Origin of the sequence: Sphingobacterium sp. WOUb80 (assembly GCF_050058145.1) — a bacterium.
In the GTDB taxonomy this organism is placed as follows: Bacteria; Bacteroidota; Bacteroidia; order Sphingobacteriales; family Sphingobacteriaceae; genus Sphingobacterium.
The window spans coordinates 1,458,386-1,471,848 of the sequence record NZ_CP165617.1 but is presented as its reverse complement, the minus strand read 5'-3'; the positions used below and the strand labels follow the sequence as shown (position 1 = coordinate 1,471,848).

The following is a 13,463-nucleotide window of genomic DNA, read 5'->3' as shown; positions in this document are numbered from 1 at the left end:
TCACACTCAAATAGCGTACTGAATATGGAAAATATTGATAAAAAAGCAGAAAAAATAGGTTTAGAAAAAGGCTATTATTTGTTGTTAATGGCCATTCTGGATCTTCCCGTGGAAGAGGTACAAAATGCGGTAAAGGAGGATTAGTCGTATGAAAAAAATAGCAATCATTAGTACATGTCCTCCGCAAGAATGTGGGCTAGCCACTTTTACGAAAGATCTCAAACAAGGTATGGAGCTCGATCCCGATGTTCAAATTGACATTATTGCATTATCTAAATTGGGTTCAGAAGATTTTGACAAATCGGTACGCTTTGTCATCTATAGGGATCGCCTTGATAGTTATCATCAAGCAACCCGTATCATCAACGAGGAATACGACTACTGTATCATCCAGCATGAATTTGGAATATTTGGTGGCGTAGATGGCATTTTCATCACGCAGATCGCCAGCAACTTAACCATTCCATTGCTCACCATATTTCATACTATTCTGCAGACTCCTTCCCTGCAGCAGAAAGAAATTATCGAATTACTTTTGGAAAAATCTCAGGCTGTTGTCAGTCTGTCGCCAAAAGGAGTTGAATTGTTAAAGGAACAATTCAACGCAGCTCATACAGATAAAATTAAAGTTATACCTCATGGCGTACCTCAATTTGACTATAATCAAGGACTGGCTAAATACAGATTGAACCTCCAGCAGAACTTCGTGATGATGACTTTTGGCTTAATCGGAAGAAGTAAAGGACTGGAACATGCCATCCGATCCCTGTCGGGTATTGACTTCCCCGGATTCAAATATCTTATTATCGGAAAAACACATCCGAATGTGTTGGCGCATGAAGGAGAATCGTATCGTTTCGAACTCCAAAATTTAGTCGATCAATTAGGTTTACAGGATAAGGTTGTTTTTATCGATAAGTTCCTGACTGATGAGGAGCTGAAGGAATACTTGACGGCATGTGATATTTATCTGTCCCCTTATCCGCATGAACAGCAAATCAGTAGCGGGACTTTATCTTTTGCGGTAGGTGCTGGCGCAGCAGTTATCTCTACACCTTATTGGCATGCCAAAGATCTATTGAAAGATGAACGTGGGATTCTCACACCTTTTAACGATACAGAAGCCATGCGTGCGAACATCAATCTATTGTATACATCGCATCGGCTTTTAGCCTGGCATCGTTTCAAAGCACGCAGCTATGGGGAACAGACGGTATGGAAGAGCGTAGCAAAAATCTATATGGAGCTTTTAAAGGGTTTAGCAACCCCAGTGAGATCTTTAATTGATTATGAAAAATATGTCTCTTTTGATTTGAGAAGAGAAGCATAAAACAAAAGAGTCCCAACAATTGTTGGGACTCTTTTGTTTTCCAATGCTCTTGCACTATAATTCTGCTGTTCTTCTTCCTATTTGAGATCGGACGTTAATTCAACACTTTTTAGTTGATACAATTTTGTATCTAAAAGCCACTGAAATAGAGCCAAACAACCGCTCAAGTAAGGTCGTTATTAATAAATTAATTTAGCCTTTTATCTTTGACCAGGTACGATTTGGAGTCGTTGAACGTTTTATATGCTAAACATGCCAAGTAATAAATCGATCTTCGCATAATAATATTTAGATATAATTTATTGGTTCATGATGCATTCGAAAATAAAGCTGTCAACATTACTTTTCCTACTAATGGCGCTCACTTGCAACGCGCAGATTTTTGATCACACACTAAAGAATCAAAGGGAGAAAACTCAAAAAGAATTTTTAAAATTTATTACTGAAATAGGCAACAAAATCTCCGATTCCACATTGACAACTGAGCAGCAATATGCGCTATTTAATCCCATTGTTGATTATGCGGATAGAGAACATGCCACTATAACAAAATTGCGCAACAAATATTTTCAACAAACCCTACCTCCACCGGCAGCTCTCGATCAAGTTATTTTTGCGGGCGATCCCCATGATGAACTCTCCAAAATGCTGGAAAACCCACAATTCACAACGGTGACTTTACTACAATGTTATCGACCTCTTGAAATAGGTAGACTTATCAGTGGGCTTATTCAGCCTGCTATTTATCAAAAATTCAATACAGGGCCAGAGGAATCAAATATTGCTTACACCTTTGGAAATCAGGTATTCGCTAAGAAATTAAAGGATAATATTTGGCAAATATGGTTAACAAATAGGCTCTACATGCTTAAGTTTAACCTTAACTTACAGACTATGGTTATTCACAATATGGAGTATACACAGCCCAATCAACCTGAATACTTGCGTCTTCAGCTTCCATTCGGAGTTCAGAAGCCAGCCAATAAATTAGAGATACTCTACCAGAAAATGGATGAAATCCGCTGGAATACCTATACAGAAAAATTGATACAGCACTCATCCCCCAAAGAATGGCAAGATACCATCGACAAACAATTATCCGCTTTCTATTTGAAGAATCAACCGCAATTCATCAAAGTCCAAAGTGAGATACTCAAGAATACAGAAAGAGGCTCCGATTTAGACCAGAACTGGCAGGAATTACACTTGTCTCTTGATGAAAATTTACAATTGAGACGAACTTTAAAAAAGAATATCCTTCAACCCGACGAAACAGCACAGCTGCTATTTTCATTTTCAAATGGCATCATTCCTTTTAATGAAGATATTGAAGAAATCGGCAAAAATGCGATGTCAGGTTTCTTGCATTATATAATTGGTAATGAAAAAAATAACGTTTGGAAAATTCAATCTTTAGGATATTCCATTGCATTTGAATATAAATGGGACTTAATGAAAGGTGAGTTTTCGGAGGTAAGAATCTTCAAGAGAAAATCAGAACATAAGCAGTCTTTAAAATGGGATTAGGAGCAAATTGGAATTTTTCAGTATCAACGATTTATACCATTATAAAAAATGGACTAACAAGGTCAGGCCCTTCTACCCCACGATCATCATGAATAATGTACACTTTTAGAACTCCATCTTTTTTCAAAAGCAACTCAAAAATCACACGGAATATCCAAATATATTATCGCTGGCAAAAGTCGCTATTACAAACGTTCTATTAGTTAACGAAAACGTGAATACGTTTTTTTCACAATACGTCCATACAACTTATATGTCATCTTATTCGTCAATAATACGGCATAAACCAATTAGAAATTATAGCTGCTGCAATGTGACAGCTTTTGATTTATGAAAATAATTTAACACAGAGATTAAGGTTTAGAAAAAAAACATTATCTTAGTTTTAGTCATCCAAACAATCATTCCAACTACAAGACACCACATTAGTTAGACTTGAATATGATCCAACAGTTTTATGCTTATCTAAAAATTTTAACGCTATTTATTTTATTAGATTTTTTAATCTTCATAAGACTACGAAAATTGGTAACTTGGAAATCCAATCCAATACTCGCAAACATTGTTTGGTGGTCCTTCAGCATACTTTCTTACCTTAGCATATTTCTTAATCTATTTTTCAAATGGAGTAGTTTCGAATCCGCCTGTTTCGTATTTTTCCCACTTTCGTTGCTATTTGCCAAGGTCATAGTTCTTTTTTTCATCGGAATCGATGCTATTGTACTTGTTTTCAGAATAACTTTCCGACGCTTTGTTAAACCACAGCCCAGATCTAATCCAGAGGAGCATGTACTACCGATAAAAAGATCGGATTTTATAGTCAAAAGCGGCCTCCTGCTCGCCAGTGTTCCACTCGTTGCACTCACTCGGGGATTTGCTTTCAATTTATATGATTATCAGGTAAAACATATTGATCTCATTTTACCTAATTTACCGAAATCATTTGATGGAATTACCATCGCGCAGATTTCTGATATCCATGCGGGTAGTCTTTATCATCCAATCGCTGTAAAAAGAGGCGTAGATATGTTGCTAGCGCAGAAGCCTGACATCATATTCTTTACAGGAGACTTAGTCAATGATTTCGCTTCCGAAATGGAAGACTATATATCCATATTCAATAAAATAAAAGCCCCATTAGGTACATTTTCAATACTTGGAAACCATGACTATGGCGACTACCATTTTAACAGACAATATTTCTTTGATCAGAATCAATTGACGAAAGAGCAAAACCTCATCAATCTCAAGGCCATCCATCAACAACTGGGCTGGCAATTGCTTCTTAATGAATCGAGAGAACTCGTACTTAACAATGAAAAAATTACAATTATAGGGGTGGAAAACTGGGGAGTCAATAATCCAAACAATTACGGGGATATTGATTTGTCTATGTCAAAAGTAGATAAATCCTCGCCCGTCAATTTAATGCTTTCACACGATCCATCGCATTGGCGCGCAGAGATCATACCCAAATATCCAAGCGTGGATGTTACTTTTAGCGGACATACGCACGGGGGACAATTCGGTTATACAAACCCCAACTATCAATGGAGTCCAATGAAATATGCTTATCGCGAATGGGCCGGCCTATACCGCGAAAAACATCAGGCACTCTATGTAAATGTTGGATTCGGGTATCTGGATTATCCGAGCCGAGTCGGGATATTACCAGAAATTACTGTATTTCACCTGAAGCGTAAAAGTTAAAAGCTATTTTAGCGCTGCTGCAAATTAAATACTGTTCCTGCTGGATCGGTAATCCAATGCATATTTTCCGGCAACTCTTCGAGTTCATCGCATGTTTCAATACCATTTAGTTGTAAATAGGCAGTCGCTTCGGAGACATTTGGAACTGTAAGCTGCAACCAGGTTTCCGAATGAGTATAATTATCTACACAGTCTAACCATATTGTATTTTGTCCAAATATCACACGATGGGTACGGGATACTGTCGGATTAGTAATCGGTCGTTCTTCAACATCTAGCTTCAAAATATCCCGATAGAAACCTACTGTTTTATCGTATTTATTTTTAGGAACTTTTATTGCAATATTAAGTCCAGCTTCAAACTGAGTAATCATAAGGTACATTTTTGATACAAACCCAAGATAAGCAAATTGCCTATTTCGAGACTTGTCATAAGGCAAGTATTTATCATTCTTTTCTGGTCGCACACAATATAGCAATTGTCCATCGGATCGAAATAAATCAAATGGACAATTAAAACGCCTCCATCCTATCTCAAACTGAATTTCCTATCAGCTGGCCTGAAATACCAAGAAGCAGCTATTAGTACAATATACAATAGCGCAGGAGCCATGAAAGAAAAAGAATCTCCAGATACGATATGTGAATATAAAGCCCCAGTCGCAGTAAAGAAAATACCGGCATACGCCCATTCTTTCCAAAGAGGTTTTTTAGGCCAAAGCAAGGCAACCACGGCTAATAGCTTCCAGATCCCAAGTAAAGGAAGTATATAATTAGGGTAGCCCAAATGAGCTATATTCTCTACCCCACCTGCTCCTTCCGTTTGAATTTTAAAAATCTGTATGATAGCAGTTGACAACAATCCTACTGCCAACCATACTGTTGCTATCCAATAAATTATTTTATTTCTTTTCATAATGATTTGATTTACTTATTATATTTTTCATTTTATCATTGGCTTTACTCTTAATATCACTTACTCAATAGCTTTATATTCTTTCCTGATTCACATACCGACAAGTACCCCAGGAAACATGTCGTCATTTGACTACAAATATACATGTAGCTATTTAACTACGCAATATTTTTTTATTTTTTTTAGCAAAAGCGTTACTTTACCAAGCTAAGTGAAAAGGAAAGGCCCTTAGACCCTACTATTTATTTTCCATATATTTGAAAGTCAGTTGATCTTTTTGTTCAAAAAACGATAGAATGGAACTTAAAATTACGGTGATTAAAGGAGATATCACAAAAGTTGAAGCGGATGCTATTGTAAATGCGGCCAACACATCCTTACTCGGGGGCGGAGGTGTTGATGGTGCTATTCATCGAGCTGGAGGGCCAGAAATTCTGGAGGCTTGCCGTAACCTTGTGGCTAAACAAGGAGGCTGCAAAGTAGGTGAAGCGGTCATCACAACTGCGGGCAAGCTAGCCGCTAAATATGTAATTCATACGGTTGGCCCTGTTTGGAATGGTGGAAAAAATCACGAACTTGAAAAGTTGGAAAGCTGTTATCATAACGCACTTACACTAGCGGCTGAAAACGGTTGTCATACCATAGCTTTTCCCAATATCAGTACCGGAATCTATAGGTTCCCTAAAGAACTGGCGGCACAAGTATCTATTCGTATCATTAAACAATTCCTATTTGCGAACACAGCGATCGCACAAGTCAAAATCGTGTGTTTTGATGATGATAACTTTCGACTGGTCAATCAAATGGTAATGCAATCCTAGGATCAAATTGTGCTAGTCCGCTTCAAATTCCCATATACATTCATAGGAAGGAACAGACTTGTCAATGTGTGGAAATTGTAGTTTTTTGAGCTCCCTAATGTGCTCAAAATCTTTATTTAAAAGTAAATATATCCCCGCATTCTTACTGATTTCTCTCAATATTTCCGGAGTGATCTCTCTTTCTCTACTGTTGGCGGATATGATCATTTTCACAATTTGCTTGCCCGGTGAAGTCATATACTGGTTCAGCTTATAGGGCCCCGGAATACCATTATTTTCATGAGATTGTCCTGCCAATACATCATTGATGTAGATAGCATAGTCTACATTCCGTATTTCATGATAGAGAAAGTACGATTTTACGACCGAGGCTATTCCGCTACGAGTGACTTCAGCAACCTCATCATTATCCTTATCTCCACCGCTATTGTTACACGACATAAACAACACAACACAGTACACAGCAATGACGATAATTTTTTTCATTTCGTATTTTCTCTCTATTTTTAACACTGCAACAATATTCCTTTGACAAAGATTCGAAGCCAGTACGACCAACAAATTAACAACCCAATTAAGGTCTTAAAACATAACATTGCGGATGGCTATACAGTGTATTAAGATACAAATTAGTCGGAATAAAAAGTAGCTATACGGGTTTATTTTTTTACGGGAGAAATAAGAAAATCATAAGCAAATAGCGAGATTCATTTCTCTTCAATTTTTTGGTCAACCATATGATCAATCTATAGGACCTAGTTAAAAGAAATAGATATGACCATTCTTTTAATTTTTCTTTATAAGTCATTAGAATTCAATATATTTAAAAAAATAAACACCCTACCAGTATCTGTTTAAAACATTGGTTATCCAATATCTGGATAACTTTTTTTTGCGAGGAGTTATCGTGAAGCTGTGTCCTTCAAATGTTTCATGTCGAACAATACACCGAGTTGTTCACATCGACCAATACTTGGTCGTCTGAAATCGGCTCGCTATGACATAGTATCGAAAAATGCTTCCCTTGCCCGATCGATCTGCAAATTAAGTTTTAGTTTTGTTGTGAAATTGATTGAACAACTGTATTTTTACGACTGTGAAAAGATTTTTTCTTTACATATTTCTATTTTTGGTCATTGGAGAATCAACAATGCTATCCCAGTTGGCGAAACTGCCCAAGCTGTATCAGCATTTTACAATCCATAATGAGATAGGTCCGCCCCTAACTTTTGTGGAATTTCTTTCTATGCATTATTGGGGCCAGGATCTTCCCGACAATGATGAACAGGAAGATATGAAACTGCCCTTCAAAAAATACGATCTAACCGCATTTTCATTTGTATTTGCGTCCAATTATAATATTCATTATGTAAGGCCATATCAAGTCGCAGTGGATAGCGCTTTTGGTTTACCTAAACCGGATAATTATTCCCGATTATATATTTCTGCATTATTCCGTCCGCCTCAAGTCTAATTTATATTAAATCAGCATGTTAAAAACAACCTGATTTTTCAAGTTGCAGGTCCTTTTTTTGTCCCAAAATAAGGTTTGCACGATTTCTTATAATTTAGATTTTACTAAAATGCTTAATAGAATAATACAATTCTCAGTTCGAAACAAACTGGCAATTGGTCTATTTATATTGGTATGGATCGGCTACGGCATCTACCAATTGACTAAGTTGCCTATCGATGCCGTACCAGATATTACGAACAATCAAGTTCAGGTCATCACGACCGCGCCCTCCCTTGGTGCCGAAGACGTTGAACGTCTTATCACCTTTCCCGTGGAATTGGCTGTCAGCAATGTTCCCGAAATCAAAGAAAGCCGAAGTATGTCGCGGTTCGGCCTATCGTTAGTAACCATCGTATTTGAAGATGGCACCGATATCTATTGGGCGAGACAGCAAGTCACAGAACGTCTCGCACAAATTGAAATTAACGAAAATGCAAGTGCTCCTACACTCGCTCCCGTCACTACAGGGCTTGGGGAAATCTACCAGTATGTCCTCAAACCGGAAAAGGGTTATGAACAGACCTATTCGCTAGCAGACTTGCGCACCATTCAGGACTGGACCGTACGCCGTCAACTTCTTGGAACTCCGGGAGTCGCGGATGTTGCTACATTTGGTGGAGAACTCAAACAATATGAGGTTGCTGTAAACCCATCCAGGCTAAAAGCCTTAAATATCAGCATAAGTGACATCTTTGCGGCACTCGAAAACAACAACCAAAATACCGGCGGCGCTTATATCGAAAAAGGCCCCGCAGTATTATATATCCGAAGTGTTGGCTTGACAAAATCCATAGCCGACATCAATAAAATTGTGGTCAAAGATAATGCTGGCGTACCTATCCTCATCCATCACGTCGCAGAAGTCAAGCTGGGCTCAGCGATTCGTTATGGCGCACTAACCATGGCGGGACAAGGCGAGGTATGCGGTGGTATTGTCATGATGCTCAAAGGTGGAAACTCTTCGGATGTGATCAAAATCGTCAAAGACAAAGTCGATCAAATTCAGAAAACACTTCCCAAAGGTGTCCTTATCGAGCCCTTCCTCGACCGCACGAAAATGGTAAATAACGCCATTGGAACAGTGGAACACAATCTCTTGGAAGGAGCACTCATTGTCATACTGGTACTTGTGCTATTTTTAGGTAACCTGAGGGCAGGTCTAATTGTTGCTTCAGTCATCCCGCTATCGCTACTCTTTGCCATCAGCATGATGAACACATTTGGTGTCAGCGGCAATCTAATGAGTTTAGGAGCACTGGATTTTGGATTAATCGTCGATGGTGCAGTTATCATTGTTGAAGCCATTCTACATCATATTCATTTTTCAAAAAAATATAAGGGCATAGACAGTTTATCCCAACAGGAAATGGACCAAGAAGTGACTTCTTCCGCTTCCAGAATGATGAATGCAGCGGTTTTCGGGCAAATTATTATCTTAATCGTCTATCTGCCTATTCTTTCGCTTACTGGAATCGAGGGGAAAATGTTTAAACCCATGGCTCAAACGGTAGCATTCGCTATTTTAGGAGCGTTCATTCTATCTTTGACTTATGTACCAATGATAAGTTCACTGGTGGTGAGCAAGAAACTCAATCATAAACCCAATATTTCGGATCGGATTATGGCCCGTCTCGAACGGGTCTATCAAAATGCACTTACTAGCGCACTTGCTATTCGTAAAACACTCGTTGCCATCACAATTATACTTTTCGCTATTTCAATTGTTGTATTTTCAAAAATGGGCGGTGAGTTTATACCCCAATTGGAAGAAGGTGACTTTGCTGTAGAAACAAGGCTGCTCGTAGGTACCAATCTCTCAACAACGATAAATGCAATTGATCGAGTTTCAGAAGCTTTAAAAAACCGTTATCCTGAAGTAGAAAAAATTGTATCGCGGATTGGAAGTGCAGAGATACCAACAGACCCAATGCCTATTGAAGGTGGTGATATGATCATTGTTCTAAAACCCAAGTCGGAATGGAAAAATGCTAAATCATTTGCGGAGTTGGCGAGTAAGATGTCGGCAACAGCACAGGAAGTTATGCCCGGGATAACAACAGGTTTTCAATTCCCTGTGCAAATGCGTTTTAATGAATTAATGACAGGAGCAAAACAAGATGTCGTGTGCAAAATTTATGGCGAAGATCTCGATAAATTGGCAAACTATGCGCATCTATTGGGCGATATTGCCAAAACAGTAAAAGGAACTGCAGACTGGTACGTCGAATCAGTTACAGGAATGCCCCAGATTGTCATAGACTACAACCGAGATGAGATCGCAAAATACGGTCTCGATATCGCCTCCATCAATCGTACTGTCAATTCGGCCTTTGCAGGAGCTTCTGCAGGCAAGATCTATGAAGGTGAAAAGAGCTTCGATCTTGTTGTGCGCGTGGGTAATGAAGGACGCCGTAATATTGAGGATGTCAGAAATCTACAAGTAACGACTGCCAAGGGAATACAAATTCCACTTAGCCAGATTGCACATATTGATGAAGTGGAGGGTCCTAATCAGATCCAGCGGGAAAATGCCCGACGCCGTATTATCGTGGGCTTCAATGTCAGGGGGCGCGATGTGCAAAGTATCGTGGAGGAACTGCAGCATAAAGTTGCTGTCCAGCTTAAAATGGATACAGGCTACACATTGACTTATGGTGGTACATTTGAAAATCTACAACAGGCAAAGTCCCGCCTGAGCATTGCTGTGCCCATCGCCCTGCTTTTAATCTTTGGTATGCTTTATTTTGCATTTTCGTCATTAAAAGATGGCGCCCTGATTTACACTGCAATTCCCCTGTCAGCGATCGGAGGTATTTTTGCCTTGGCCTTTCGAGGGATGCCCTTTAGTATCTCGGCGGGCGTTGGTTTCATTGCGCTATTTGGTGTTGCCGTTTTAAATGGTATTGTCTTAATCTCGGAGTTTAACCGTATTAAAAAGGAAAGAATTATTACCGACATGCAAGAACTGATTATGGTGGGCACTCGGAATCGTCTCCGCCCGGTACTCATGACCGCCGCTGTAGCGTCCTTGGGATTTTTACCAATGGCATTGAGCAATGGTGCAGGTGCTGAAGTACAACGTCCACTAGCAACGGTTGTTATTGGTGGTTTAATTTCAGCAACATTCCTAACCCTCTTTGTTTTGCCCGCATTATATCTGTTGTTTAATAAATCAGACAAAGCCCCCAACATGCTAAGTTCGGCATTAACCAAAATAGTCCTTCTGGTCCTATTGTCTTGTTTCTCTTTTCAAGGCGCTCAGGTTTCCGCACAAACTGTCAACAGCGCACAGCCTATATCTTTAGCGCAGGCCTTACAGCGTGCAGAACACAATAGCCCGCGTATCCAACAGCTCAGGATCTATGAACAAGCTAAGGAAAAATTGGCCAAAACAGGATTCGACCCTTCTAAATTAGCTATTTCAGGCGATTACGGCCATGTAAATAGTGCGTATACCGATAATCGCATCGGTATCAGCCAAACGGTTAGTTTTCCAGCTGTTTATAAAAAACAGACTGCTGTCTTGCAAAACGAGCTCTCTTTGGCGCGTGAATCTACCAAATTTAATCTCCTGGAGATTCGCACCGCAGTTAAGAGTCTTTATTTCGATTATCTAGCCATGGACAAACGAAAGGAGCTTTTGTTACGCGCAGATAGTCTGTACCGCATTTTTGAAGCAAAAACAAGCAAACGCTTTGACGTCGGTGCAGCAAATATTCTGGAGCAAACTGCTGCCCAAACCCAGCGTCAAGAAATCAATAATCAATTAAAGCTGCTTCAAAAAGATATGAACATCACCCTGAACAGATTCAATTTCTTATTGCAGGACAGTATTCGTTACACCCCACAATCCGATACAATTAAATATCAGTCAGTTAGATCGATCCACCTAAACTTATCAAGTCAGGCAGAAGCACTTCCAACCTATAAGATCGCACAGCTGCAAACGCAGACCGCACATGCGCAATGGCAGCTGGAACGCTCAAAGTTACTTCCTGAAATTACAATAGGATACAATACTCAAACGTTGCAGGGGGCACAAACCATCCATGGTCAGGAGGTATTCTATCGTTCGTCCGACCGTTTGAGCTACTTCAGCGCAGGTGTCACTGTACCCCTATTTTTTGGAGCGCAGTCCAATCGGATAAACGCGGCAAAACTCGCTTGGAAAGGTCAGTTGAAAGAACTTGAATACGTGAAAAGTGAATTGAAAACAGAATCAAACAATGCTATAGAGCAAGTTGAGAAGTTTGAAGAGGTATTAAAATATTATGAAGATCGTGGATTAAAGCATGCAGATACAATTTTTGTAACCGCCGACCAACAATTCGTTAATGGCGAAATAGACTACCTACAATGGGTTATTCTTGTCAACCAAGCCATTGGCATACAGAGCGAATACATCAATACATTAAACAGTTACAATCAGGCAGCCATCCAATTAAGTAAATTATACAATGAATAAATCGTTAAAAAACACCGTATACAGTTTGATCCTTTTTTCCTTCGTTGCCTGTGCACAAGGAGAAAACACTGAAAATAATAAGCCAGCGCCCGTGATAGATTCTACACCTATAGCACAAAGCGTTCTGCTTGAACCCAAACAGATTGCAGCAGCCGGTATTGTTATCGGAACCCCTACACTTGAAAATGTCAATGGTAAAATTACATTACAGGGCCATGTCGCAGTTGCGCCGGAAAGCACTGTGAGCTTAAGCTTTCCCATTGGTGGTTATATTAAATCGACGACCATGCTCCCTGGAAAACCAGTGCGAAAAGGTCAGGTACTGGCAACTATCGAAGATATGCAGTTTATTCAACTCCAACAGGACTATTTGACTGCACAGACAAATTATGTGCTTGCCGAAACCGAATATAAAAGACAATACGAACTCAATCAAAGCAAGGCAAGCAGCGACAAGGTGTTCCAGCAGGCCAAAGCAGATATGGATCGTGAACGCATCCTATTTCACTCGCTGGCGGAGAAACTACGTCTTATCGGAATCGATCCTAAGAAACTGACGACAACAGGTATCAAAAAAGAAGTACCTGTATTGTCTCCAACCAATGGTTTTATTACAAAAGTGAATGTAAGTGTTGGGAAATACACCGCTCCCACAGATATCCTCTTTGAGATTGTTAATCCATCAGACATGTATCTTTCCCTACAGCTGTTTGAAAAAGATCTGTCGAAAGTCAAGATAGGAAATACAGTTTCTGCGTATACCAATACGGAAGTCGCTCGAAAAATTCCAGCCACAGTCTTTCTTGTCAACCGCACTTTTGATGAAAATAGAATGGCCGAAGTGCTATGCCGTTTTCAAAAATCCGATGCTATTTTGACCCCGGGGATGTTCATGAATGGCGATCTCTATATCAATAATACCAAGGCAATGGTTGTTCCCGAAGAGGCTATAGTACGTTGGCAAAATAAATATTTTGTATTTGTGCAACATAGCGCCGGTTCATTTCAAATGAATGAAGTAAAATTAGGTGTCCAAGAGAATGGGAAACAGCAGATTCAAGCCGATAACATTCGAACAGACACACAATTAGCACTAAAAAATGCTTTCGCTTTACTGATGAAAGCACAAAACAAAGAAGAGTAAAATTATGCTGATCGAATAAATCATTTCAAGCGAT

10 protein-coding genes are annotated in these 13,463 nt (G+C 39.4%); 7 read left to right on the top strand and 3 right to left on the bottom strand.

Annotated elements, in window-relative coordinates; translation table 11 throughout:
• Positions 1-148 precede the first annotated feature (148 nt).
• The 3 genes from AB1Z56_RS05800 (at position 149) to AB1Z56_RS05790 (ending at position 4,567) form a co-directional block, all read left to right on the top strand.
• Positions 149-1,330 carry a glycosyltransferase gene (locus tag AB1Z56_RS05800; protein WP_313263391.1) on the top strand — a complete coding sequence of 394 codons (1,182 nt, stop codon included), beginning with the start codon at positions 149-151 and terminating at the stop codon, positions 1,328-1,330.
• A gap of 309 nt (positions 1,331-1,639) precedes the next feature.
• Entirely contained in the window at positions 1,640-2,857 is a 1,218-nt protein-coding gene (locus AB1Z56_RS05795; RefSeq protein WP_426791392.1) for a hypothetical protein, read from the top strand.
• Positions 2,858-3,382: 525 nt separating this feature from the next.
• Complete coding sequence (locus AB1Z56_RS05790) at positions 3,383-4,567, top strand: metallophosphoesterase (protein ID WP_426791391.1); 1,185 nt, start codon at positions 3,383-3,385, stop codon at positions 4,565-4,567.
• Between the two features lie 8 nt (positions 4,568-4,575).
• Here AB1Z56_RS05790 and AB1Z56_RS05785 read toward each other — a convergent pair whose 3' ends face one another.
• A complete protein-coding gene (locus tag AB1Z56_RS05785) occupies positions 4,576-4,941 on the bottom strand; it encodes a VOC family protein (protein ID WP_313263394.1) in 366 nt (121 codons plus the stop codon).
• Positions 4,942-5,096: 155 nt separating this feature from the next.
• The gene (locus AB1Z56_RS05780; protein ID WP_309360475.1) at positions 5,097-5,483 is read right to left on the bottom strand and encodes a DoxX family protein; all 387 of its coding nucleotides are present in this window, start codon (positions 5,481-5,483) and stop codon (positions 5,097-5,099) included.
• Positions 5,484-5,779: 296 nt separating this feature from the next.
• On the opposite strand from AB1Z56_RS05780, the gene AB1Z56_RS05775 reads away from it, so the two are divergent.
• Complete coding sequence (locus AB1Z56_RS05775; RefSeq protein WP_313263396.1) at positions 5,780-6,304, top strand: O-acetyl-ADP-ribose deacetylase; 525 nt, start codon at positions 5,780-5,782, stop codon at positions 6,302-6,304.
• Positions 6,305-6,316: 12 nt separating this feature from the next.
• On the opposite strand, the gene AB1Z56_RS05770 is transcribed toward AB1Z56_RS05775, so the two are convergent.
• Complete coding sequence (locus tag AB1Z56_RS05770) at positions 6,317-6,790, bottom strand: hypothetical protein (RefSeq protein WP_309360479.1); 474 nt, start codon at positions 6,788-6,790, stop codon at positions 6,317-6,319.
• Positions 6,791-7,400: 610 nt separating this feature from the next.
• Between AB1Z56_RS05770 and AB1Z56_RS05765 the strand changes: the two genes are divergently transcribed.
• The 3 genes from AB1Z56_RS05765 to AB1Z56_RS05755 all read left to right on the top strand — a co-directional run bounded on the left by AB1Z56_RS05765 (position 7,401) and on the right by AB1Z56_RS05755 (position 13,429).
• Positions 7,401-7,778, top strand: coding sequence for a hypothetical protein (locus tag AB1Z56_RS05765; RefSeq protein ID WP_426791390.1), 378 nt, complete (start codon positions 7,401-7,403; stop codon positions 7,776-7,778).
• Between the two features lie 109 nt (positions 7,779-7,887).
• Positions 7,888-12,285, top strand: coding sequence for a CusA/CzcA family heavy metal efflux RND transporter (locus AB1Z56_RS05760; RefSeq protein ID WP_426791389.1), 4,398 nt, complete (start codon positions 7,888-7,890; stop codon positions 12,283-12,285).
• Positions 12,278-13,429: an efflux RND transporter periplasmic adaptor subunit gene (locus AB1Z56_RS05755; RefSeq protein WP_309360493.1), complete on the top strand. Its 1,152-nt coding sequence runs from the start codon at positions 12,278-12,280 to the stop codon at positions 13,427-13,429. The genes AB1Z56_RS05760 and AB1Z56_RS05755 overlap by 8 nt, the downstream gene beginning before the upstream one ends.
• The last annotated feature ends 34 nt before the right edge of the window (positions 13,430-13,463 follow it).

Excerpts from the sequence above, each read along its gene's own strand:
- AB1Z56_RS05800 (WP_313263391.1), top strand. The coding sequence starts at position 149 with ATGAAAAAAATAGCAATCATTAGTACATGTCCTCCGCAAGAATGTGGG.
- AB1Z56_RS05795 (WP_426791392.1), top strand. The coding sequence starts at position 1,640 with ATGATGCATTCGAAAATAAAGCTGTCAACATTACTTTTCCTACTAATG.
- AB1Z56_RS05785 (WP_313263394.1), bottom strand. The coding sequence starts at position 4,941 with ATGATTACTCAGTTTGAAGCTGGACTTAATATTGCAATAAAAGTTCCT.
- AB1Z56_RS05780 (WP_309360475.1), bottom strand. The coding sequence starts at position 5,483 with ATGAAAAGAAATAAAATAATTTATTGGATAGCAACAGTATGGTTGGCA.
- AB1Z56_RS05775 (WP_313263396.1), top strand. The coding sequence starts at position 5,780 with ATGGAACTTAAAATTACGGTGATTAAAGGAGATATCACAAAAGTTGAA.
- AB1Z56_RS05770 (WP_309360479.1), bottom strand. The coding sequence starts at position 6,790 with ATGAAAAAAATTATCGTCATTGCTGTGTACTGTGTTGTGTTGTTTATG.
- AB1Z56_RS05760 (WP_426791389.1), top strand. The coding sequence starts at position 7,888 with ATGCTTAATAGAATAATACAATTCTCAGTTCGAAACAAACTGGCAATT.
- AB1Z56_RS05755 (WP_309360493.1), top strand. The coding sequence starts at position 12,278 with ATGAATAAATCGTTAAAAAACACCGTATACAGTTTGATCCTTTTTTCC.